Genomic DNA, 23344 nt, shown 5'->3' on the forward strand with positions numbered 1-23344 from the left:
CATGCGCATCCCCTCCCGCGTCATCGGCGGCGTCCTCATCGCCACCCTGCTGACCCAGCTGACGGCCTGCGGCACGCTGTTCTACCCAGACCGCCGCGGCCAGATCGAAGGCAAGATCGACCCGGTGGTCGCCGCGATGGATGCCATCGGCATCCTGTTCTACGTGCTCCCCGGCCTGATCGCCTTCGGTATCGACTTCGCCACTGGCGCCATCTATTACCCCGGTGGCCGCACTGCCCAGGTCGCCCCCGAACAGCTGCGCGAGGCGGTCAGCCCCGATGGCAAGGTCGACAACCTCAAGCTGCAAGCCATTCTCGAACGCGAACTGGGCCTGCGCCTGCCGCTGAACGATCCACGCCTGATCCAGCACCGCGGCAGCGTCGAGCAACTGGCGGCCTTCGGCCTGGTACCGGCCGCCTGAATACCACGCACGGAGCCGCGCCCATGAGTGTCCCCGCCGAACACCAGCGCCTGTTGCGCCTGGTCACCCGCGCCTCGCTGAGCGTGGCCATCATTCTCGTCCTGAGCAAGGCCGTGGCCTGGTGGCTGAGCGGCTCGGTGAGCCTGCTGGCCGGCCTCACCGACTCGGCGCTGGATGCCGTCGCCTCGCTGCTCAACCTGCTGGCCGTGCACTACGCGTTGCGCCCGGCCGATGACGACCACCGTTTCGGCCATGGCAAGGCCGAGGCCCTGGCCGGCATGGCCCAGGCGCTGTTCATCGGCGTCAGTGCGGTGCTGATCGGCATCCAGGCCTTCGAACGGCTGCAGTCGCCACAACCGCTCGGCGATACCGCAGCCGGTATCGCGGTGATGCTGCTGTCGCTGGTGCTGACCACGGCGCTGCTGGCATTCCAGCACAAGGTCATCCGCCTGACCGGCTCCAATGCGGTGCGCGCCGACTCGCTGCACTACCGCTCCGACCTGCTGCTCAACGGCAGCATTCTCCTGGCCCTGGTGCTGGCGCGCCTCGGCTGGCCGCAACTGGACGCGCTGTTCGGCCTGGGCATCGCCCTGTACATCCTGTGGAGCGCGATCCAGATCGCCCGTGAGAGCACCGCGATCCTGATGGACAAGGAGCTGCCGAGCGACGTCGGCGAACGCATGCTCGAGGTGGTGCTGGCCATCCCCGGCGTGAAAGGCGTGCACGACCTGCGCACGCGCGTCTCGGGCAACCACTGGTTCGTCCAGTTGCACCTGGAGCTGCCTGGCGAATTACCACTGCACCAGGCCCATGCGCTATGCGTGCAAGCTTCGCAGGCCATCCGCGAGCACTACCCCCGGGCCGATGTGATGGTCCATGCCGACCCGGTCTGAAGCGTCCCGGGGCCGCCAGGCGGCCCCGTTCAGCGATCAGTTGACGCTGTAGCCACGCCCGTTCAGGCAGGCGCCAAGGGCACGTCGGTAGGTGTCGGCGACATTCGCCGGTGGAGCATAGGCGGCGGTGGCAGGATCGAAGCCTGATTGGCTGACCGCCCAGCGATGGCACTGGAAGCGGTCCTGCTCCTGTTGCGCTGGCCCCTGGCCCTGTGCCGGGTAGGCCACCACGTCATAGGCGTTGTAAGGCTGCTGCACCGATACCGGGGGCGGTGTCTGTACGCCGGCCGGCGGACTGACCACCACGTACTCACTGCTGTCGCTCAGGTACTGGTAATAGGTATCGGCCACCAGGAAGAACAGCGCCCCGCCCAGCCATACTTCGCGCGCATAGGACGGCAGGTAGCTGACCCGCACGCCGTAGGGCGGCGTCACCACCACGTAGCCGGCGCCATGCGGGCGATACCAGTAGCCGCCTGAATAGAAGTAGTCCTGCCCGCGATAAGGCACCTTCCAGTAACGGTCGGGGAAGCGGTCCACGGCGTGCCCCGGCCGGTACTGCGGCCCGGGGCCCCAGCCATTGCCATGGCCGTCGGGGCGCCCTGCCCAGTCTCCCCCCGGCCGTTGCCCATGACCTGCGCCCTCCCAGTGGCGATAGTCGCCTTGTCGGCGCGGGATGTCCTGGTAATAGCCTTGGCGGGGCGGCTGGGTCTGGCGCACTTCATCGCGCGAGTTGAGCGGCGAGCCACGTCCGCCATTGAGTTCCTGCGGACCATCGCCCGGCCCCTGGGCCATCGCGCCCAGGCTCATGGCCATGCCCAGCAAACCAACACCTGCCAACTGCCAGATGCGCGACCTCATGGTGTTCCTCTCGATGAAACATCAGCTTTCGACGCTCGCAGTCTACCGCGAGCAGTGCGTCACGCAGATGAAATAGTGGACAGCGAACACCCTACGGCCTGGCCCGTAGGCGTGCAACCACAGCATCGCCAGTTACATACGGGATGCATGAATATTTACATTCACTGCGTATGAATATTTAATCATACGAACTGTATGTAACATTTCACTCCCGGAGTGCCCCATGACCACCCCCTATGCCAAGCTGTTCAGCCTTCCCGGTACCCGTGCCTTCACGCTGGCAGGCCTGCTGGCGCGGCTGCCCCTGCCGATGACCGGCATCGCCATCATCACCCTGCTGGCCCAGCAACGCGGCAGCTTCGCCCTGGCCGGCGCGGTATCGGCCACCTTCGTACTGACCTATGCGCTGCTCTCGCCCCAGGTCTCACGTCTGGTGGACCGCTTCGGCCAGCGCCGGGTGCTGCCGCCCGCTACCTTGCTCAGCGTGACGGGGTTGCTGCTGTTGGTGGCTTGCACCTGGCTGCACGCTGCCGCCTGGCCGCTGTTCATCGGGGCCTTGCTCAGCGGCTGCATGCCCAGCATGTCGGCGATGATCCGGGCCCGCTGGACGCATCTGTATCGAAACCTGCCCCAACTGCAGACGGCCTACTCCCTGGAAACCGTGCTCGACGAGCTGAGTTTCATCGCCGGTCCCCCGCTGGCGGTAGGCCTCGGCGTCGCCCTGTGGCCGCAGGCCGGCTTGCTGGCCGCGGCCATCCTGCTGGCGCTGGGTACCACGCTGCTGGTGCTGCAAGGCCACAGCGAACCCTCCCGGGTCATCCGCGAACGGCCGCTCCAGGCTGTCTGGCGCATCGCCCGGGTACGCCTGCTGAGCGGGCTGATGATGGCCATGGGGCTGATCGTCGGCACGGTGGACATCGCCAGTGTCGCGTTCGCCAATGCCCAGGGGCAGCCCGGCGCCGCCAGCCTGGTGCTGTCGGCCTACGCCATAGGATCGTGCACGGCCGGCCTGTTGTACGGCGCCCGCCGCTGGCATCTGGCGCTGCAACGCCAGTTGCTGCTGTGGGCGCTGGCCACGACCCTCAGTTGTCTGCCATTGCTGCTGGTAGACAGCATCGCCGGGTTGGCTGGGGCAGTGCTGCTGGCCGGGGTCTTCTTCGCCCCGACCCTGATCGTGGCCATGGCACTGGTCGAGCGCAGCGTGCCCGAGGAGCAACTCACCGAAGGCCTGACCTGGCTGCTGGCCGGCCTCAACATCGGCGTGGCCGCCGGCGCTGCGGCGGCAGGCCAGCTGGTGGACCTGGGCACGCCCGGCAGCGGCTTTTTCGTCGCTCTTGCCGGGGCAGTGCTGGTGCTGGCAACTGCCCTCCTGGCCGTCCGGAAGCCCGCGCCTGTGGTAGCGCACGCGCAATAAAAAAGGGAGGCCTCGCGGCCTCCCTTCGGGAATTGTCGTCCGTGCTCGGCGCTTGTGGCACCGGCTCACCTCGCGCCGTCTTCTGGACAGTGCGTAGCCCGGGGGCCTGGCGGATCCTGTTGGATGGCTGGCCGCGACCGCCCTCCTGGGGCGCGTCGCCGTGGACTGATGTCCGGGCAGTGATTCTGTTGATAACGATAGGCCAGACACTGCGGCAGGGGATTGCGAAGATTGCTCCGATAAATAGCGCTTGCGCAATTTTTCACCCTGGATTGATAATTCGCCGCAATCCGAACAGAAAAGGCCCCTTTCATGAGCAAGCTCGACCGCTACGACCTGAGCATCCTCGCCGAATTGCAGCGCGATGCCCGCATCTCCAACCAGGAGTTGGCCGAGCGCATCGGCCTGTCGCCTTCGCCTTGTTCGCGCCGGGTCAAGCAACTCGAGGACGACGGCTACATCTCGCGCCAGGTGGCGCTGCTGGACCGCAAGAAGCTTGGCCTGAGCCTGACCGCCTACGTGCTGATCGGCATGGACCGCCATACCCCCGAGCGCTTCGAAACCTTCGAGGCGGCGATCCGCAGCCTGCCCCAGGTGCTCGAATGCAGCCTGGTCACCGGGATGGACGCCGACTATCAGCTGAAGGTGGTGGTGCCGGACATGGATCATTACCAGAAACTGCTGCTAGGCAGCCTGACCCGTATCGAGGGCGTGACCAGCGTGCGTTCGAGCTTCGTGCTCAACCAGGTCCTGGCCAGCACCGAGCTGCCCTTGACCCACCTGCGTTGAATCCCTGCGTGCCCGGCGTATGATCGGGTTCTCAGCCTGCCTGGAGTGAATCGATGGATCCCGCAGTTTTCGAAGAATGGATGATGATCATCCTCGTCACCGTGCTGATCGCCTTCATGGGTTTCATCGTCTGGGACCTGGCGAAGAAGTCCAAGGCCGGCCGCTTCGGCACGCTGATCCTGTTCTTCGTGCTGGGCCTGGGCGTGCTGGCGTTCATCATCAAGAGCGTGGTGGTCGGGTTCATCGAAGGGGTCTGAGCGTTGGGGCCGTTGCGGCCCTTTCGCGACACAAGGCCGCGCCTGCCCGGCACGCGTGAGGCGTGAGGCAAGCGCAGGCCATCAGAGCTTCGCCGCCACTTCCCGCCAGCAGCCCTGCTCCAGCCCTTCGATCGTCCAGTCACCGATGCGCACCCGCACCAGGCGCAAGGTCGGCAAGCCGACGGCCGCCGTCATCCGCCGCACCTGGCGATTGCGCCCCTCACGGATCACCAGTTCCAGCCACGAGGTCGGCACGCTCTTGCGAAAACGCACCGGCGGATGGCGCGGCCACAAGTCCGGTTCTTCGAGCAGACGCGCCTGGGCTGGCAACGTCGGTCCGTCGTTGAGCTCGACGCCATCGCGCAAGCGCTGCAACTGCTCCACGCTCGGCTCGCCTTCCACCTGGACCCAATAGGTCTTGGCCAGCTTGTGCTTCGGATCGGCGATGCGCGCCTGCAGACGGCCATCGTTGGTCAGCAGCAGCAACCCTTCGCTGTCCCGGTCCAGCCGGCCAGCCGGGTAGATCCCGGGAATGTCGATGTAGTCCTTGAGCGTGGCGCGCCCTTCCCCATCGCTGAACTGCGTGAGCACATCGAACGGTTTGTTGAACAGGATCAGGCGGGGCTCGGCCGGCGGCGCCTTGGGCTGGCGACGCGGGCCTGAAGGCCGCGCCGCAGGGCGGCGCGGTTTGGTGCGGGGAGGCAGGGACATGGATCCTCAGCGGAACGGCGGCTCATCGAAGCTGCGCAGTTTACGCGAGTGCAGCGAGTTGAGCTCGGTGCGCAGCAGGTCGAGGGCGGCGATGCCGATCTTCAGGTGCTGGCTGACCGCACGGTTGTAGAACGCGTTGGCCGAGCCGGGCAGCTTGATCTCACTGTGCAGCGGCTTGTCGGACACGCACAGCAAGGTGCCGTACGGCACTCGCAGCCGATAGCCCTGGGCGGCGATGGTGCCGCTTTCCATGTCCACCGCCACGGCGCGGGACAGGTTGATCAGCGGGCGCTCCTGGGCCCAGCGCAGCTCCCAGTTGCGGTCATCGTAGGTGAGCACGGTGCCGGTGCGCAGGCGTTTCTTCAACTGGTCGCCACGCTCGCCGGTGACTTGCGCAGCCGCTTCCTGCAACGCCAATTGCACTTCGGCCAGCGCCGGAATCGGGATGTTCGGCGGCACCACGCGGTCGAGGATACCGTCGCGGCGCATGTAGGCGTGGGCCAGCACGTAGTCGCCGATGGTCTGGGATTGGCGCAGGCCGCCGCAGTGGCCGATCATCAGCCAGCAGTGCGGACGCAGCACGGCCAGGTGGTCGGTGATGTTCTTGGCGTTGGACGGGCCGACGCCGATGTTGACCAGGGTCACGCCATCGCCGTCGGCGGCGATCAGGTGGTAGGCCGGCATCTGGTAGCGGTGCCAGACCACCCCGGCGACCAGCGCCTGGGCTTCGCCGTTGTCCATGGACTTGTCGATGATCACGTTGCCCGGCAGGACCATGCGCACGAAACGCGGGTCCTCGCGCAGTTGCTCCAGGCCGTGGGCGATGAACTGGTCGACATAGCGGTGGTAGTTGGTCAGCAGGATCCATGGCTGCACGTGGCGCCAGTCGCTGCCGGTGTAGTGCACCAGGCGGCGCAGCGAGAAATCCACGCGGGCGGCGTCGAACAGCGCCAGCGGCAGCGTGTCGGCGCTTTCCCAGTCGTACAGGCCGTCGGCGATGTTGTCGGTGGCCGCCGACAGGTCGGTGCTGGGGAAAACGCGGGCCAGTTGCGCGGCGGTGATGCCACTGCCGGCCAGTTCGTCGCCCTGGTCGACCACGTAGGGATAGGGAATGTTCTGTTCGCTGACGCCGACCTCGACCGTCACCGTGTAGTCATGCATCAGCGGGCGCAGTTGCTCGAGCAGGTAGCTGCGAAACGCGGCAGGTTGGGTCACTGTGACGCTGTAGGTACCGGCCACCTGGACCTTGGCGTAGGCGCGGGTGGTCGCGGCGACTTCACCCAGGCTGTGGTAGGTCAGGCGCAGGGCCGGATAACGGAACAGCGAGCGGGCCTGTTCGTCCGGTTCGGTGCGATCCTTGAGGTAACGCTTGAGGGCCTGGCTGAGGGCTCCGGTGGCCTGTTCATGCAGGGCCGCCAGACGGTCGACGGCCTGTTCGGGGGTGGCAACGACTTCAAACGCTTGGCTCACGCTGTGCTTCCTGTCTTGGTGACATGCATGGCAGTCATCTTGCCTGCGTTCCAGGGTAAATACATCCCCGGCCATCGGTCTGCCCTCATCGCAGGGCAAGCCAGTCCCCATGAACGGGCGTGCCCCGCGATGAGGCCCTTACCCTGCCCAGACAGGCGTCGCCCGCGCCACCAACGCCTCGACATCCACCCCCCGTGGCAACGCGCCATACACCCGGCCGCCGCCACCCAGGCGGCTACCGATGAAGGCGTCGCTGACCACGGCGTTACCGGCCTCGAGCAGCAACTTGGCCTGCAACGCCACGGCAATGTCCTCGGTCAACTGGCGCGCCCGATACTGGCTATCGTCCGTGTCGGCGAGCGCGCCCTTGAGGTTGCCGATGAACGCCGCCAGGCGCGGGTCGCCATGGCCATCGCCCAGTTCGCCGAACAATGCCTCGAGCACGCCCGGCTCCTTCGACAGCGCGCGCAGCACATCCAGGCACTGCACGTTGCCCGAGCCTTCCCAGGTCGAGTTCACCGGCGCCTCACGATACAACCGCGGCAGGATGCTGTCCTCGACATAACCAGCACCGCCCAGGCACTCGGCGGCCTCGTTGATCATTCCCGGCGCACGCTTGCAGATCCAATACTTGCCCACCGCCGTCACCAGGCGGGCGAAGTGCGCCTGCTGTGGGTCGTCCAGCCGGTCCAGCGCCTGGCCCATGCGCAGGCTCAGGGCCAGCGCGGCCTCGCTCTCCAGGGCCAGGTCGGCGAGCACGTTCTGCATCAGTGGCTGCTCGGCCAGCAGGCGTGCGCCGACCTTGCGATGGGCGCAATGGTGCGCCGCCTGGGTCAGGGCCTGACGCATCAGGGCACTGGAGCCGACCATGCAATCGAAGCGGGTCATCGCGACCATCTCGATGATCGTCGGCACCCCGCGCCCTTCCTCGCCCACCATCCAGGCCAGGGCACCACGGAACTCGACTTCGCTGGAGGCATTGGAGCAGTTGCCGAGCTTGTTCTTCAGGCGCTGGATATAGAACTGGTTGCGCTGGTCGTCGGGACGATGGCGTGGCAGCAGGAAGCAACTCAGGCCCTTCTCGGTCTGTGCCAGGGTGAGGAAGGCATCGCACATCGGCGCCGAGCAGAACCACTTGTGGCCGACCAGCTCGTAAGGCTGGCCCGGGCCGGGGGCGCCGACCGGGTAGGCGCGGGTGGTATTGGCACGCACATCGGTGCCGCCCTGTTTCTCGGTCATGGCCATGCCGATGGTGACACCGGCCTTGTGCCGATCGCCAACGTTGCGCGGGTCGTACTCCCTGGCGAGGATCTTCGGCAGCCAATAACCCGCCAGCTCCGGCTGCAGGCGCAACGCCGGCACGGCGGCGAAGGTCATGGTCAGCGGGCAGCCGGTACCCGCCTCGGCCTGGCTGTGCAGGTAGGTCAGCGAGGCCCGGGCGACATGCGCGCCCGGGCGCGGCTCGGCCCAGGGCAGCGACGGCAGGCCATGCTCGACGGCGGTGCGCATCAGCTCGTGGTAGGCGGGATGGAACTCGACCAGGTCGATACGATGACCATAGCGGTCATGGCTGCTGAACAGCGGCTTGTGCGCATTGGCCAGGAACCCTGCGGCCATCAGCGGACCGCCGGCCAGCGCACCATAGGCATCGATCCGTGACTCGGCCCAGCCGGCGCCGAAACGCCTCGACCATTCCTGCAGGGGTTGGTCGAGGCGATACAGGTTGGCGCCATCAAGGGGTGGGGGCTGGTTGGTGACTTCGTGGGTTTCAGCGAACTGGTGCAGGTTCATCGGCGGCCTCCTGGATCCGTTCATGCCTGGACTACCCAGTGAAGCACCCCGGCCCGGCCAGTCAAAGTGACATATCGGACTACATGGGGGCGCTTCGCGCCCCGTCAGCGCCAGCCCTTCAGAAGCGACTGGCCAGACGCACCGGTGGCACCTGCATCTGCGCCACGACCAGCTCAAGGCTCAGCTCGAAGCGACTGCCCAAGCCCGGAGTCGACTCATGGGACAGCTTCGCCCCCATCAGTTCAGCCAACTGCCGGCAGATCGACAGGCCGATGCCCAGGCCACCATGGCGCCGCGTCATCGAACCATCGAGCTGGGAGAACCGCTGGTACAACACGGCCTGGTCGAGGTCGTCGAAGCCGATGCCGCTGTCACTGACGGTCAGCCTCAGGGCCAGCGTGCCAGGCCCGGTCCGGCGCCCGCGGGCCTGCACGGTGACGCCGCCCTGGTCGGTGAACTTCAGGCCGTTGTCCACCAGGCAGGCCAGGCAGCGGGCAATTTTCTGCACGTCACCCACCAGGCTGTCGGGCAGGTCGGCGGGGATGTCCAGGCTCAGGTACAGGCCCTTGGCCAGCGCCGGGCCGGCATACCCGGCACGCAGTTCCTGCAGCAGGCGCCGCAGGCTGAACGGTCCGCCGTTGCTGTGCAGGCGCCCGGCCTGCAGTTCGGTGAGGATGAGGATGTCGTCGACCATCGTCATCATGTCCTGGGCAGAGCCCGTGGCAGTCCGGTGGTACTGGGCCTGCTCGGCGCTCATGGGCAGGGTGTGCAGCAGCTCCAGCGAGCCGAGCACGCCGTTCATCGGGGTGCGCAACTCATGGGTGACGGTGGCCAGGAACTCGTCCTTCAGCCGGTTGCTGCGCGCCAGTTGCAGGTTCATCTGCTCCAGGGTGCATCCGGTCTCGCGCAGGATCCGAGCCTGCTCCTCACGCAGGCTGTTGATGCGATCGGCCAGGGCCAGCGACAGCAACGCCACCTCCAGCGCCGAGCCGAGCTGGCTGGCGTACATGGTGAGGAACACGTTCGGCAGGTAGCCGAGCACCATCAAGGTGTTGACCAGCCCACCCAGCAGGAAGGCGCTCCAGGCGATGATGAACCAGCGCGCCACCCGCAACCCGCGCCACCAGGCATACAACCCCGCGCTGAAGATGCTGACGGTGAACAGCAAGGCCAGCAGCGTGGCCATGCGCAGCGCCACGCCATAGCGCATGGTCAGCGCCAGCACCATGACCAGCGCGCCGCCAGCCATCAGCAGCATCAGCAGGCGATCGAGACCACGCCCCAGGCGCTCCAGCTGCAGGAAGTGGCGAGCGAACTGGCAGCCGAACAACCCGGCCGCGCCGATGAACAGCGGCGTCGCCGCGTTGGCCCACCAAGGGCTGTCGGGCCAGAGATAGGCAATGCCGGCACCGTTGACCGACACCTGGTAGAGGCCGAACGAAGCGATGTAGAGGATGTAGTAGAGATAGCTGACATCGCGCACGCTGAGGTAGATGAACAGGTTGTACACCAGCATCACCAACAGCACGCCGTAGATCATGCCAAGCACATAAAGACGGGTGGGCTGGTCTTCCAGGTAGGCCTCGGTCGACCACAGGGTCAGCGGCGCCTGAATCGAGCCCTGGCTGTGCAGCCGCAGGTAGGCCGTGGTTGCCTGTCCCGCAGACAAGGGCAACCCGAACAGGTAGTTGTCCTGGCGAATCTCCCGGCTCGCATAGGGCAGCGCGTCACCGGTACGCCGAACCAGCTGGAACTTGCCCTGCGCGTCCGGCAGGTAGAGTTCCAGGTGGTCCAGGGGCGGGTAGGCGAGCTCCAGCAGCCACTGACGCGGAGCAGCAGAGGGAGAGGCGGCATAATGAAGATCGATCCGCAGCCAGAACACCGATGTCGAATAACCGGCATTGAGCACATTGGCTTCGTGGGCCCGGAAACGGTTGGCAAAGGCGGCCGAACTGACCTGGGCGATGGTGGCGCTGCCGTCGTGGTCTTCATAGACCTGCATGAACCTGCCCAACGGAAGACGCTCGGTGCTGGCATCGATTTCGACCGCTCCGGCGAGCATGGGCAAGCAGCCCAGAAGCACAATCAGCAAATAGCGCATACAGCCCCAGCATGGCCTGTCCGGTCGTGTCGCGTTTGCCTCCCTTCCCTTTGAGACGACATGATCCGGCAGAACCCGTTTATCGAGTTGTCCGAGCACTCTAGCATAGCTTTCCGGCAGGACCAGAGGCTACTGCGAATTTGCCTTAAAAGGCTCTAGAATGCGACTTTCAGAGATTTAAAAAGAAAAAAACTGACCGCTTGATCAACAAATCTTGCAGCCTGGGCGATCCGCGCAAAATGGTTTGGTGATAAGCTCGCCGACCATGACTACCTACAGCTCCCGCCCCGTTGTCCTCTGTCTGTCCGGCCACGACCCAAGTGGTGGCGCCGGACTGCAGGCAGATATCGAAGCCCTGATCGCCCAGGGCTGTCACGCCGCACCCGCCGTGACCGCCCTGACCGTGCAGGATACCGTCAACGTTTCCGACTTCCGCGTGCTCGACCGCGAGTGGGTGCTGGCCCAGGCCAACGCCGTGCTTGCCGACTCCAGCGTGGCAGCCGTCAAGCTGGGCATGCTCGGTTCGATCGAGATGGTCGACACCGTCGCCGAGCTGCTGGCCGCCCATCCCCACCTGCCGCTGGTCTGCGACCCGGTGCTGCGCGCCGGTGGCGGCGGCCGCCTGGGCAAGGACGAAGTCGGCTACGCCCTGCGCGAGCGCCTGCTGCCCCTGGCCATGATCGCCACACCCAACCTGCCGGAAGCGCGCATCCTCGCGGAACTGCCGCAAGGCACGGCGGACGAGTGCGCCGAGAAACTGCTGCCGTTCTGTAGACACCTGCTGATCACCGGCGGTCACGGCGACGAGGACGAAATCCACAACCGCCTGTACAGCCGCGATGGCCAGCAGTTCACCTGGACCTGCCAGCGCCTGCCGGGCAGCTATCATGGTTCCGGCTGCACCCTGGCCAGCGCCCTGGCCGGTCGCCTGGCCCTCGGCGAGCAGTTGCAGAGCGCGGTCAAGAGCGCGCTGGACTACACCTGGCGCACCCTGCGTGACGCCGAGCAACTGGGCAAGGGCCAGTATGTGCCACGGCGCCTGCCCCTGGACTTCTGCTCCTGACACGAGGCCACCCGATGATGCTCCGCGGTCTGTATGCCATCACCGACAGCCAGTTGCTCGCTGGCCGTTTTCTCAGCCATGTCGAAGCGGCACTGGAGGGTGGCGTACGCCTCCTGCAGTACCGCGACAAGAGCGCCGACAGCGCCCGTCGCCTGCAGGAAGGCGAGGCGCTCAAGGCACTCTGCGAGCGCTACGGCACCACCTTGATCATCAATGACGATGCCGAACTGGCTGCGCGCCTGGGCGTCGGCGTGCACCTGGGCCAGACCGACGGCCCCCTGACGCCGGCCCGTACCCTGCTCGGCCAGCAGGCGATCATCGGCTCGACCTGCCATGCCAGTCTCGAGCTGGCCCGGCAAGCCGCCAGCGAGGGCGCCAGCTATGTCGCCTTCGGTCGTTTCTTCAATTCCGTCACCAAACCGGGTGCGCCGGCCGCCAGCGTCGAGCTGCTGGAGCAGGCCCGCACCCAGGTCCAGCTGCCGATCGCCGTGATCGGTGGCATCACCCTCGACAACGCCGCCCCGCTGGTCGCCCATGGCGCCGACCTGCTGGCGGTGATCCACGGCCTGTTCGGTGCCGACAGCGCGCAGGAAGTCACCCGCCGCGCCCGCGCCTTCAACGCCCTGTTCGCTTCCTGATTTCGAGAGAAGACCCCATGTCCCGTTCCGAAGCCCTGTTCGCCCAAGCCCAGAAACACATTCCCGGTGGCGTCAACTCGCCGGTCCGCGCCTTCAAGAGCGTCGGCGGCACGCCGTTGTTCTTCAAGCACGCCGAAGGTGCCTATGTCATCGACGAAGATGACAAGCGCTATGTCGACTACGTCGGCTCCTGGGGCCCGATGATCCTCGGCCACGGCCACCCGGACGTACTCGACGCCGTGCGGCGCCAGCTCGAGCACGGCCTGTCCTACGGCGCACCGACCGCCATGGAAACCGAGATGGCCGACCTGGTCTGCTCGATCGTGCCGTCGATGGAAATGGTGCGCATGGTCAGCTCCGGCACCGAGGCGACCATGAGCGCCATCCGTCTGGCCCGTGGCTACACCGGCCGCGATGCGATCATCAAGTTCGAGGGTTGCTACCACGGCCACTCCGACAGCCTGCTGGTCAAGGCCGGCTCCGGCCTGCTGACCCAAGGCGTGCCAAGCTCCGCCGGCGTACCGGCGGACTTCGCCAAGCACACCCTGACCCTGCCGTTCAACGACCTCGCCGCGGTCGAGAAGACCCTGGCCGACGTCGGCCAGACCGTCGCCTGCATCATCGTCGAGCCGGTGGCCGGCAACATGAACTGCGTGCCGCCAGCGCCAGGCTTCCTCGAAGGGCTGCGCGCGCAGTGCGACAAGCACGGCGTGGTACTGATCTTCGACGAGGTGATGACCGGTTTCCGCGTCTCCCTCGGCGGCGCCCAGGGCCACTACGGCATCACCCCCGACCTGTCGACCTTCGGCAAGATCGTCGGTGGCGGCATGCCGGTCGGCTGCTTCGGCGGCAAGAGCGAGATCATGGGCTGCATCGCCCCGCTCGGCCCGGTCTACCAGGCCGGCACCTTGTCGGGCAACCCGCTGGCCATGGCCGCCGGCCTGACCACCCTGCGCCTGATCAGCCGTCCTGGCTTCCATGACGAGCTCAGCGCCTTCACCAGCCGTATGCTCGATGGCCTGCAGCAGCGCGCCGATGCCGCCGGGATCCCGTTCGTCACCACCCAGGCCGGTGCCATGTTCGGCCTGTACTTCAGTGGCGCCGACGACATCGTCACCTTCGACGACGTGATGGCCAGCGATGCCGAGCGTTTCAAGCGCTTCTTCCACCTGATGCTCGAAGGCGGCGTGTACCTGGCGCCGAGCGCGTTCGAGGCCGGCTTCACCTCCATCGCCCATGGCGACAAGGAGTTGCAGATCACCCTGGACGCCGCCGAGAAAGCATTCGCCAAGCTCAAGTGAGTCATCGCGGGGCAAGCCGGCCCGCACCCTGGAGTGGGAGCCGGCTTGTCCCACGCTGGGGCGGCACAGGCACGTCGTGATACGGCCCTTGCGCTTGCCCATGTAGAAATTCGCGTAAAACTTTGTAAGGTAGGCGCTGCTTATCCCATAATGTGCCACCAGAGACATTGGCCGCAGCTTTGCAGAGGTAAGTCGATCCCCATGAACCGCACCGGCCGCGCCCTGACCCTGGGCTGCCTGCTGCTTCTTCAGCCCCTGCTGGCCCTGGCAGAGGGCGGTAACTCGTTGCTGATTCCGGCGACGGGGCGCTGCACTCTCAACGCGGCCCCCGAGGACCTGGAGAGCGCCGTGAAGGCGTGCGAGCAGACGGCGGACGGCGGGGACGCCGAAGCGCAGTACGAACTCGGCGAGTTCTACTACAGCGGTACGCCGCGCAACCTCGAAAAAGCCCTGAAGTGGTTCGAGAAAGCCTCGCTGCAAGGCCAGGCCCAGGCTCAATACCGCCTGGGCGCGATGTTCTTCCACGGCGAAGGGGTCAAGGCCAACAATGTCCAGGCCTATATCCTGCTCAAGATGGCCGCGGTCAACGGCGCCGAAGACGCCCTGGACATGGCCGACGAAGTCTCCGAACAGATGCCCCGCGACGAACTCGAACATGCCACCCAGGTGCTCGGCCAGATCTTCCGCAAGTACCTGCTGGAGCTGCAGAACGCCGAGGGCCGCACGCCCTTCTCGCCGCTGCCCTGAACACCCCGGCCCAGGCACCACGGCGCCGCGCGCACCTTCCGGGCCCTGCCGATCCTTGCCTCCCCGACAGGCTGGGATGCAGGTATCGTCCAACCGTCAAATTGATCCGCGATAATCCCGGCATGGCCGCAGGACGGTCGCCGCACGCACCGACCCTTGATCGTTTCAGTGCTTTCGCCACTGTCGCGCAAGGGTTATTCTTGAGATCACATTCATTGCCGTCGAGCGGCTTAAAACGACCTTGAACGCACCCATCGAACCCCATCGTTTCATCCTCGAACCCTTCGAGGCCCACCGTTTCGCCAACCTGTGCGGCCAGTTCGACGAGCACTTGCGCCTGATCGAACAACGCCTGGCCATCGAGATCCGCAACCGCGGCAATCAGTTCGAGCTGATCGGCGAACCCAAGACCACCTCCGCCGCCGAGCAACTGCTGCGCCGTCTCTATCGCGAGACCAAGGCCAGCGACCTGTCGCCGGAAACCGTACACCTCTATCTCCAGGAGTCGGCGGTCGAGAACATCGACAACCCAGCCGTCAACGAAGTCAGCGTCTCGCTGCGCACACGCAAGGGCAACATCCGCCCGCGTGGCGTCAACCAGCAGCGCTACGTCAAGGAGATCCTGGCCAACGACATCAACTTCGGCATCGGCCCGGCCGGTACCGGCAAGACCTACCTGGCCGTGGCCTGCGCTGTCGACGCCCTGGAGCGCGAGCAAGTGCGCCGCATCCTGCTGGTGCGCCCGGCGGTCGAGGCCGGCGAGAAACTCGGTTTCCTTCCCGGCGACCTTGCGCAGAAGATCGACCCGTACCTGCGCCCGCTGTACGACGCGCTCTACGAGATGCTCGGCTTCGAACACGTGGCCAAGCTGATCGAGCGCCAGGTGATCGAGATCGCCCCGCTGGCCTACATGCGCGGCCGCACGCTGAACAACAGCTTCATCATTCTCGACGAAAGCCAGAACACCACCCTGGAGCAGATGAAGATGTTCCTCACCCGCATCGGCTTCGGCTCGACCGCGGTGATCACCGGCGACATCACCCAGGTCGACCTGCCTCGCGGCACCAAGTCGGGCCTGGCCCATGTGATCGAGGTGCTCAAGGACGTCCCCGGCATCAGCTTCACCCACTTCCAGCCCAAGGACGTGGTACGTCACCCACTGGTGCAGCGCATCGTCGAGGCCTACGATCGCTTCGACGCCCGTCAGGCCAAGCCCGAGGCAGCCGGCAAAGATGCTTGAACTCGACCTGCAACGGGCCACGGACGCCGCCGCCCCCGATGACGCCGCCTTCCGCCGCTGGTGCGAACTCGCCCTGCGCCAGCGCAGCGCCGACTCGGAAATGACCATCCGCCTGGTGGACGAGGCCGAAGGCCGCGAGCTGAACCACACCTACCGGCACAAGGACTACGCGACCAACGTGCTGTCCTTCCCTGCCGACGTGCCCGACGACCTGCTCGACATCCCGCTGCTGGGCGATCTGGTGATCTGCGTGGCAGTGGTCGAGCGCGAGGCCGCAGAACAGGGCAAGTCGCTCGAGGCGCACTGGGCGCACCTGGTCATCCATGGCTGTCTGCACCTGCTCGGCTACGATCACATCGAAGACGAAGAAGCCGAAGAGATGGAAGCGCTGGAACGACAATTGCTGGCGGAACTGGGCCATCCGGACCCGTACGCCGACGACGAAACCGACACACTCACACACTGATACTGCAAGGATCACGAGTAACCGCCATGAGCGAAGATCGATCGAGCAACGGGCAGAAGTCCTGGCTGGGTAAACTGACCCAGGCTTTTGCCCATGAGCCGAAAAACCGCCAGGAGCTCCTCGAGCTGCTGCGCGAAGCCCATCAGAACAAGCTGCTCGACAGCGAGGCGCTGACCATCGTCGAAGGCGCCATCCAGGTCGCCGACCTGCAGGTACGCGACATCATGGTGCCGCGTTCGCAGATGATCAGCATCAAGGTCAGCCAGTCGCCACGCGAGTTCCTGCCGGCGGTGATCGACGCCGCGCATTCGCGCTACCCGGTGATCGGCGAGAGCCACGACGATGTGCTCGGCATCCTGCTCGCCAAGGACCTGCTGCCGCTGATCCTCAAGGAGAACGGCGACAGCTTCAACATCAAGGACCTGCTGCGCCCGGCCACCTTCGTGCCTGAGTCCAAGCGCCTGAACGTGCTGCTGCGCGAGTTCCGCGCCAACCACAACCACATGGCCGTGGTCATCGACGAGTACGGCGGCGTCGCCGGCCTGGTGACCATCGAGGACGTGCTCGAGCAGATCGTCGGCGATATCGAGGACGAACACGACGTCGAGGAAGACAGCTACATCAAGCCACTGCCCAGCGGCGACTTCCTGATCAAGGCCCTGACCCCGATCGAGAACTTCAACACGTTCTTCGACAGCAGCTTCTCCGATGACGAGTTCGACACGGTTGGCGGCCTGGTGATGAGTGCCTTCGGTCACCTGCCCAAGCGCAACGAGACCACCGAGATCGGTCCCTATCGCTTCCGTGTGCTCAACGCCGACAGCCGGCGGATACACCTGCTACGCCTGACCCCGATCAACCGTTAAGGAACGACATGCGCTGGATCACCCGCCCCGGCTGGCCCGGTAACCTGCTGGCCATGGCGGCCGGCGCTTCTACCCTCCTGGCCCTGGCCCCCTTCGACGTCTGGCCGGTCGCCCTGCTGGCATTGATGCTGTTCTATGCCGGCCTGCGCGAGCTGACCCCACGCCAGGCCATGGGCCGTGGCTGGTGCTACGGTTTCGGTCTGTACGGCGCTGGCACCAGCTGGATCTACGTCAGCATGAACACCTACGGCGGCGCCTCGCCGCTGCTGGCGATCGTGCTGCTGGTGGCGTTCTTCGCCGCCCTCGCCTGGTTCTTCGCCTTGCCGGCCTGGCTCTGGGCCCGCTGGCTGCGGCGCAACGAGGCGCCCCTGGCCGATGCCTTGTGCTTCGGCGCCTTGTGGGTGCTGCAGGAAACCTTCCGTGGCTGGTTCCTCACCGGCTTCCCCTGGCTCTACTCCGGCTACAGCCAGCTGGATGGCCCACTGGCGGGGCTCGCCCCGCTGGGCGGCGTGTGGCTGGTCTCTTTCGTCCTGGCATTGAGCGCCGCCCTGCTGTGCAACCTCAACCGGTTGCGGGCGCGGCCATCGTTCCTGGCGATTGCCGTGGTGCTGCTGGCAGCCCCCTGGATGCTCGGCATGGCGCTCAAGGACCATGCCTGGACCCGGCCAGCCGGCGATCCGCTCAAGGTGGCCGCGGTACAGGGCAACGTCGAACAGGAACTGAAGTGGGACCCGGCGCACATCAACGCACAGCTGGCGCTGTACCGCGACATGAGCTTCAGCTCGAAACCCGTCGACCTGCTGGTCTGGCCGGAAACCGCTGTCCCGGTGCTCAAGGACCAGGCCCAGGGCTACATCGACATGATGGGTGCTTTCGCCGCCGACCGGCACTCGGCGCTGATCACCGGCGTACCGGTGCGGCAGGAAGTTCACCGCCAGCGCCGCTTCTTCAACGGCATCACCGTCACTGGCGAGGGCGATGGCATCTACCTCAAGCAGAAGCTGGTGCCGTTCGGCGAATACGTGCCGCTGCAGGACATGCTGCGCGGGGTGATCGAGTTCTTCAACCTGCCGATGTCCGATTTCGCCCGTGGTCCCGAGGACCAGCCACTGCTGCAAGCCAAGGGTTACCAGGTGGCCCCGTACATCTGCTACGAAGTGGTCTACCCCGAGTTCGCCGCCGGCCTGGCAGCGCGCAGCGACCTGCTGCTGACCATCAGCAACGACACCTGGTTCGGCACCTCGATCGGCCCCCTGCAGCACCTGCAGATGGCCCAGATGCGCGCCCTGGAGGCAGGTCGCTGGATGATCCGCGCGACCAACAATGGCGTGACCGCGCTGATCGACCCCTATGGCCGGATCACCACGCAGATCCCACAGTTCGAACGGGCTGTGCTGTACGGCGAGGTGGTGCCGATGCAACAACTGACGCCTTACCTGCAATGGCGCTCGTGGCCATTGGCGATCGTCTGCGTGCTGCTGCTGGGCTGGGCGCTGCTGGCCAGGCGCATGGCCAGAACCCTCTAGCCCCCTGTAGGAGCGGCCTTGTGTCGCGAAAGGGCCGCTCCTGCAAAGCCTGCGTCATTCGGCCATCAGTAGAACAGTCGATACCCCACCAGGCCCACCGCCTCGTTGAGCAACTGGCCGCTCTGCCACAATGCCCGGCTCTCGGGCAGCAAGCCGGCGAACGGCCGCGCGTGATCTCGCCCGAGAGAACCGACCGGCGCCGGCACCACCTCGAACCCCGCCCGCTCGAAACTCCAGCGCGCCCGCTGCATGTGCCAGGCCTGGGTCACCACCACCACCCGCCTGATCCCTAGCGGCTGCAGCAGCCCGGCACTGAACTCGGCATTTTCCCAGGTGGTCCGGCTGGCCCCCTCCTGCCAGGCGACCGTCACGCCGAAATCAGCTTGCAGGGACTCGGCCATCAGCGCGGCCTCGCTCGGTGGCGTGCCATAGTGCAGCCCGCCACTGGTCAGCACTGGCAACCCTGAAGCCTTGGCCAGCCGGGCAGCGAAGCGCATGCGCTCCAGCGCCAGGTAGCTGGGCTGGTCCATGCCGCCCCAGGCTGGATCACCCCGGTCACGCCCGGCCCCCAGCACCACGATGGCGTCGGCCTTCTCAGCCAGGCGGGTCCAGTCCCCGTGGGTCAACGCAGGCTCGGTCTCCAGGTACCGCGCCGCCTCCTGTACCACCAGCGGCAGGCTCATCAACCACAACCCACCCAGGCCCAGCGCGAAGCAGGCCGCAGCCAGGCGTGGCCTGCGCCTGCGCAGCCACCAGGCAGCGACCAGCAACAGGAACAACAGCCCCGGTGGCATCAACCATTGTTTGAGGAAAAAACGGATCGGCATCGCACACCTCCATGGAAGGCATGCAGCCTAAGAGGATCGGCACCGGGCCTCAAGGGCGGCCGGTGCCGATCGATACGTGATGTTGCGAATAACCGGCGCGTTGCACTGCGCCTGCACCCCTGAACGGCTAGCGGGAAGGCAGCGTCCTGGATCCGGCTGGAACACTGCTGCGCTTGCGGTCCTTGAGCCAGATGATCCTGGCCGAGGACGGTTGCGCCTGCGGGTATACACTGGCGCTGGCAAGTCGACCTTCCGGAAGGGTTTCCAGATAGGCCTTGATCACCTCGAACTCGGCGTGGCTCAGACCGCGCAACTCCAGTTCGGCGGGCATCTCGTCACGCAATCGCACGGAGGTTCTGGCCATCTCCAGCGCCAGCCCCACACGGTCGATCAGGCGTTCGTACAGCTCCGGTTTGCTTGCGGGTAGTTGCGACTCTCCCATCCGTTCACCTCATTGAAGATATGAATATCTCCCCCCACAGATGAGCTTAGCGTCACTGTGAAAAGCAGCCGGTCGTCTCGACCAACGGCCCGCGCGATGGCGGATGCAAACTGGGTTTCCCACGACGCGCGGCGCTCATGTATGCTACGGCGTTCACTCTATACGACACCGGAGTGCCGGACGCAGCGAGGTCGCGCTGCCTGGAACATGTCTCTTATCTCTCAATACAAAGTAGCCATGCACGAACAATACACGCCCCGTGATATCGAAGCCGCCGCCCAGAACTTCTGGGACGAGCAACAATCGTTCGCTGTTACCGAACAGCCAGGCAAGGACACCTACTACTGCCTGTCGATGTTCCCGTACCCGAGCGGCAAGCTACACATGGGCCACGTGCGCAACTACACCATCGGCGACGTGATTGCCCGCTACCAGCGCATGCTCGGCAAGAACGTCCTGCAGCCGATGGGCTGGGACGCCTTCGGCATGCCGGCGGAAAACGCCGCGATGAAGAACAACGTCGCCCCGGCCAAGTGGACCTACGAGAACATCGATTACATGAAGACCCAGCTCAAGAGCCTGGGTCTGGCCATCGACTGGGCACGTGAAGTCACCACCTGCAAGCCGGACTACTACCGCTGGGAGCAGTGGCTGTTCACCCGCCTGTTCGAGAAAGGCATCATCTACCGCAAGAACGGGACCGTAAACTGGGACCCGGCCGACCAGACCGTACTCGCCAACGAGCAGGTCATCGACGGCCGCGGCTGGCGTTCCGGCGCGCTGATCGAAAAGCGCGAGATCCCGATGTACTACTTCCGCATCACCGACTACGCCGACGAGCTGCTGGAAAGCCTCGACGAGCTGCCGGGCTGGCCTGAGCAGGTCAAGACCATGCAGCGCAACTGGATCGGCAAGTCGCGCGGCATGGAAGTGCAGTTCCCGTACGACGCGGCCAGCATCGGCCACGAAGGCACCCTGAAGGTCTTCACCACCCGTGCCGACACCCTGATGGGCGCCACCTACGTCGCCGTTGCCGCCGAGCACCCGCTGGCCACCCAGGCCGCCCTGGGCAACCCGGCACTGCAGGCGTTCATCGACGAATGCAAGAGCGGCAGCGTCGCCGAGGCCGACATGGCCACCCAGGAGAAGAAGGGCATGCCCACTTCCCTGTTCGTGCAGCACCCGCTGACCGGCGAGAAACTGCCGGTCTGGGTCGCCAACTACGTGCTGATGCACTACGGCGACGGTGCCGTGATGGCCGTGCCGGCCCACGACGAGCGTGACTTCGAGTTCGCCCACAAGTACAACCTGCCGGTCAAGGCCGTGGTGCGCACCAGCGCGGGCGATGAAGTCGGCAGCGAATGGCAGGACGCCTATGGCGAGCACGGCCAACTGATCAACTCCGGCGAGTTCGACGGTTTGGACTTCGCCGGTGCCTTCGACGCCATGGAAGCCGCGCTGATCCGCAAGGATCTTGGCAAGTCGCGCACCCAGTTCCGCCTGCGCGACTGGGGTATCAGCCGCCAGCGCTACTGGGGCTGCCCGATCCCGATCATCCATTGCCCGTCCTGCGGCGACGTACCGGTACCGGAAGACCAACTGCCGGTCGTGCTGCCAGAGAACGTGGTGCCGGACGGCGCCGGCTCGCCCCTGGCACGCATGCCCGAGTTCTACGACTGCAGCTGCCCGAAATGCGGCGCCGCGGCCAAGCGCGAAACCGACACCATGGACACCTTCGTCGAGTCGTCCTGGTACTTCGCCCGCTACGCCTCGCCGAACTACGAAGGTGGCATGGTCGACCCGAAAGCGGCCAACCACTGGCTGCCGGTGGACCAGTACATCGGTGGTATCGAACACGCCATCCTGCACCTGCTGTACGCGCGTTTCTTCCACAAGCTGATGCGTGACGAAGGCCTGGTCACCTCCAACGAACCGTTCAAGAACCTGCTGACCCAGGGCATGGTCGTTGCCGAAACCTACTACCGCGTGGCCAGCAACGGCGGCAAGGACTGGTTCAACCCGGCCGACGTCGAGATCGAACGCGATGCCAAGGCCAAGATCATCGGCGCCCGCCTGAAGACCGACGGCCTGCCGGTGGAGATCGGCGGCACCGAGAAGATGTCGAAGTCGAAGAACAACGGCGTCGACCCGCAGTCGATGATCGACCAGTACGGCGCCGACACCTGCCGCCTGTTCATGATGTTCGCCTCGCCGCCTGACGCCAGCCTGGAGTGGTCCGACTCCGGCGTCGAGGGCGCGAGCCGCTTCCTGCGCCGCGTCTGGCGCCTGGCCCAGGCCCATGTCGCCCAAGGCCTGCCAGGCAAGCTGGACGTCGCCGCGCTGAGCGACGAACAGAAGGTCATCCGCCGCGCCATCCACGCCGCGATCAAGCAGGCCAGCACCGACGTGGGCCAGTTCCACAAGTTCAACACCGCCATCGCCCAGGTGATGACCGTGATGAACGTCCTGGAAAAAGCGCCGCAGGCCAGCGCCCAGGACCGCGCCTTGCTGCAGGAAGGCCTGGAAGCCGTCACCCTGCTGCTGGCCCCGATCACCCCGCACATCTCCCACGAGCTGTGGAAACAGCTGGGCCATGATCAAGCCGTGATCGACGCCGGCTGGCCGGCCGTCGACGAAACCGCGCTGGTGCAGGACACCGTGACCCTGGTGGTCCAGGTCAACGGCAAGCTGCGTGGCCAGGTTGAAATGCCGGCTGCCGCCAGCCGTGAGGAAATCGAAGCAGCAGCCCGCAACAACGAAAACGTCCTGCGCTTCATCGATGGCCTGACCATCCGCAAGGTCATCGTGGTACCGGGCAAACTGGTCAACATCGTCGCCAACTGATGGCAAGCGCCTGCCCGCGATCGTCGCGGGCAGGCGTAATCGGCCCACGAGGGAGCTACAACATGATCAAACGCAATCTGCTGGTAATGGGCCTGGCTGTCCTGCTCAGCGCCTGCGGTTTCCACCTGCGCGGCACCGGCACCACCGAACTGACGATCAAGGAACTGGACGTCAGCGCCCGCAACGCCTACGGCGAAACCGTCAACCAGCTCAAGCGCAGCCTGCAGAACAATGGCGTCAAGGTCTACACCGGCGCCCCCTACAAGCTGGTACTGACCAACGAGGTGGAGAGCCAGCGCGCCGCGACCTACACCGGCGGTTCCCGTTCGGCGGAATACGAGCTGACCACCCTGCTGAACTATTCGATCGAAGGCCTGAACGACACGGTCCTGCTCGAAGACAAACTGCAGGTGCAGAAGTACTACGTGTATGACGGCAACAACATTACCGGCTCCACCCAGCAAGCCAGCCAGGTTCGCCAGGAAATCCGTCGCGATCTGGTCCAGGCCATGCTGGTTCGCCTGCAGCAGCTGACCCCGGAACACCTCGACGAACTGCAGCGCAAGGCTGACGAGCGCGCCAAGGCCGAAGCCCGCGCCCTGCAGGAAGCCCAACGCATCCAGGACGAGACGCCCCAGCAGTCGCCGCTGGAAGTCCCGGCCCACTGAGCCTGAGC

22 protein-coding genes are annotated in these 23344 nt (G+C 65.7%); 15 read left to right on the plus strand and 7 right to left on the minus strand.

All coding sequences use genetic code 11. The features are described from left to right. Position 1: 1 nt before the first annotated feature. Entirely contained in the window at positions 2 to 421 is a 420-nt protein-coding gene (pmcY, locus tag F3J43_RS18670; RefSeq protein ID WP_166890018.1) for a periplasmic Zn2+ metallochaperone PmcY, read from the plus strand. A gap of 23 nt (positions 422 to 444) precedes the next feature. Then, a complete protein-coding gene (locus tag F3J43_RS18675) occupies positions 445 to 1314 on the plus strand; it encodes a cation diffusion facilitator family transporter (protein WP_166890021.1) in 870 nt (289 codons plus the stop codon). A 36-nt stretch (positions 1315 to 1350) separates the two neighbouring features. On the opposite strand, the gene F3J43_RS18680 is transcribed toward F3J43_RS18675, so the two are convergent. Beyond that, positions 1351 to 2175, minus strand: a complete 825-nt coding sequence (locus F3J43_RS18680) for a DUF6515 family protein (protein ID WP_166890024.1) — start codon at positions 2173 to 2175, stop codon at positions 1351 to 1353. Positions 2176 to 2398: 223 nt separating this feature from the next. On the opposite strand from F3J43_RS18680, the gene F3J43_RS18685 reads away from it, so the two are divergent. The 3 genes from F3J43_RS18685 to F3J43_RS18695 all read left to right on the plus strand — a co-directional run bounded on the left by F3J43_RS18685 (position 2399) and on the right by F3J43_RS18695 (position 4635). After that, positions 2399 to 3589: an MFS transporter gene (locus tag F3J43_RS18685; RefSeq protein WP_166890029.1), complete on the plus strand. Its 1191-nt coding sequence runs from the start codon at positions 2399 to 2401 to the stop codon at positions 3587 to 3589. A gap of 312 nt (positions 3590 to 3901) precedes the next feature. Next, positions 3902 to 4378 (plus strand): Lrp/AsnC family transcriptional regulator, encoded by a 477-nt coding sequence (locus F3J43_RS18690; RefSeq protein ID WP_011535815.1) that lies wholly within the window; start codon positions 3902 to 3904, stop codon positions 4376 to 4378. Between the two features lie 53 nt (positions 4379 to 4431). Beyond that, positions 4432 to 4635, plus strand: coding sequence for a DUF2788 domain-containing protein (locus F3J43_RS18695; RefSeq protein ID WP_166890032.1), 204 nt, complete (start codon positions 4432 to 4434; stop codon positions 4633 to 4635). 81 nt (positions 4636 to 4716) lie between these two features. On the opposite strand, the gene F3J43_RS18700 is transcribed toward F3J43_RS18695, so the two are convergent. From F3J43_RS18700 to F3J43_RS18715, 4 genes are all read right to left on the minus strand, one after another. Next, positions 4717 to 5346 (minus strand): pseudouridine synthase, encoded by a 630-nt coding sequence (locus F3J43_RS18700; RefSeq protein ID WP_166890035.1) that lies wholly within the window; start codon positions 5344 to 5346, stop codon positions 4717 to 4719. Positions 5347 to 5352: 6 nt separating this feature from the next. Continuing rightward, on the minus strand, positions 5353 to 6816 hold the full coding sequence (amn, locus tag F3J43_RS18705; RefSeq protein ID WP_166890038.1) for an AMP nucleosidase: 1464 nt from the start codon (positions 6814 to 6816) through the stop codon (positions 5353 to 5355). 138 nt (positions 6817 to 6954) lie between these two features. Continuing rightward, a complete protein-coding gene (locus tag F3J43_RS18710; protein WP_166890041.1) occupies positions 6955 to 8607 on the minus strand; it encodes an acyl-CoA dehydrogenase family protein in 1653 nt (550 codons plus the stop codon). A 118-nt stretch (positions 8608 to 8725) separates the two neighbouring features. Then, a complete protein-coding gene (locus F3J43_RS18715) occupies positions 8726 to 10669 on the minus strand; it encodes a sensor histidine kinase (RefSeq protein ID WP_286184798.1) in 1944 nt (647 codons plus the stop codon). 304 nt (positions 10670 to 10973) lie between these two features. Between F3J43_RS18715 and F3J43_RS18720 the strand changes: the two genes are divergently transcribed. The 8 genes from F3J43_RS18720 (at position 10974) to lnt (ending at position 18555) form a co-directional block, all read left to right on the plus strand. Then, positions 10974 to 11771 carry a hydroxymethylpyrimidine/phosphomethylpyrimidine kinase gene (locus F3J43_RS18720; RefSeq protein WP_166890048.1) on the plus strand — a complete coding sequence of 266 codons (798 nt, stop codon included), beginning with the start codon at positions 10974 to 10976 and terminating at the stop codon, positions 11769 to 11771. A gap of 14 nt (positions 11772 to 11785) precedes the next feature. Beyond that, entirely contained in the window at positions 11786 to 12409 is a 624-nt protein-coding gene (thiE, locus tag F3J43_RS18725; RefSeq protein WP_166890051.1) for a thiamine phosphate synthase, read from the plus strand. Between the two features lie 17 nt (positions 12410 to 12426). Continuing rightward, complete coding sequence (gene hemL / locus F3J43_RS18730; protein WP_166890054.1) at positions 12427 to 13710, plus strand: glutamate-1-semialdehyde 2,1-aminomutase; 1284 nt, start codon at positions 12427 to 12429, stop codon at positions 13708 to 13710. A 201-nt stretch (positions 13711 to 13911) separates the two neighbouring features. Then, on the plus strand, positions 13912 to 14457 hold the full coding sequence (locus F3J43_RS18735) for a tetratricopeptide repeat protein (protein WP_166890057.1): 546 nt from the start codon (positions 13912 to 13914) through the stop codon (positions 14455 to 14457). A gap of 241 nt (positions 14458 to 14698) precedes the next feature. Further along, positions 14699 to 15697 carry a PhoH family protein gene (locus tag F3J43_RS18740; protein ID WP_166890060.1) on the plus strand — a complete coding sequence of 333 codons (999 nt, stop codon included), beginning with the start codon at positions 14699 to 14701 and terminating at the stop codon, positions 15695 to 15697. Next, positions 15690 to 16163, plus strand: a complete 474-nt coding sequence (gene ybeY, locus F3J43_RS18745) for an rRNA maturation RNase YbeY (RefSeq protein ID WP_166890063.1) — start codon at positions 15690 to 15692, stop codon at positions 16161 to 16163. Before F3J43_RS18740 ends, ybeY begins: the two co-directional genes overlap by 8 nt. Positions 16164 to 16189: 26 nt before the next feature. Next, on the plus strand, positions 16190 to 17029 hold the full coding sequence (locus tag F3J43_RS18750) for a CorC family transporter (RefSeq protein WP_166890066.1): 840 nt from the start codon (positions 16190 to 16192) through the stop codon (positions 17027 to 17029). 8 nt (positions 17030 to 17037) lie between these two features. Next, positions 17038 to 18555: an apolipoprotein N-acyltransferase gene (gene lnt / locus F3J43_RS18755; RefSeq protein ID WP_166890069.1), complete on the plus strand. Its 1518-nt coding sequence runs from the start codon at positions 17038 to 17040 to the stop codon at positions 18553 to 18555. 65 nt (positions 18556 to 18620) lie between these two features. Here the strand turns inward: lnt and F3J43_RS18760 are convergent, their stop codons facing one another. Then, the gene (locus F3J43_RS18760) at positions 18621 to 19382 is read right to left on the minus strand and encodes a YdcF family protein (protein ID WP_166890072.1); all 762 of its coding nucleotides are present in this window, start codon (positions 19380 to 19382) and stop codon (positions 18621 to 18623) included. Positions 19383 to 19509: 127 nt separating this feature from the next. After that, entirely contained in the window at positions 19510 to 19824 is a 315-nt protein-coding gene (locus F3J43_RS18765) for a hypothetical protein (RefSeq protein WP_166890075.1), read from the minus strand. 237 nt (positions 19825 to 20061) lie between these two features. Between F3J43_RS18765 and leuS the strand changes: the two genes are divergently transcribed. Together leuS and F3J43_RS18775 are read left to right on the plus strand one after the other, a co-directional pair. Next, positions 20062 to 22668, plus strand: a complete 2607-nt coding sequence (gene leuS, locus F3J43_RS18770) for a leucine--tRNA ligase (protein WP_166890078.1) — start codon at positions 20062 to 20064, stop codon at positions 22666 to 22668. 62 nt (positions 22669 to 22730) lie between these two features. Further along, positions 22731 to 23336 (plus strand): LPS-assembly lipoprotein LptE, encoded by a 606-nt coding sequence (locus F3J43_RS18775; protein ID WP_166890081.1) that lies wholly within the window; start codon positions 22731 to 22733, stop codon positions 23334 to 23336. The last annotated feature ends 8 nt before the right edge of the window (positions 23337 to 23344 follow it).

It is taken from the genome of Pantoea sp. Cy-639 (genome assembly GCF_011752525.1).
Lineage (GTDB): Bacteria > Pseudomonadota > Gammaproteobacteria > Pseudomonadales > Pseudomonadaceae > Aquipseudomonas.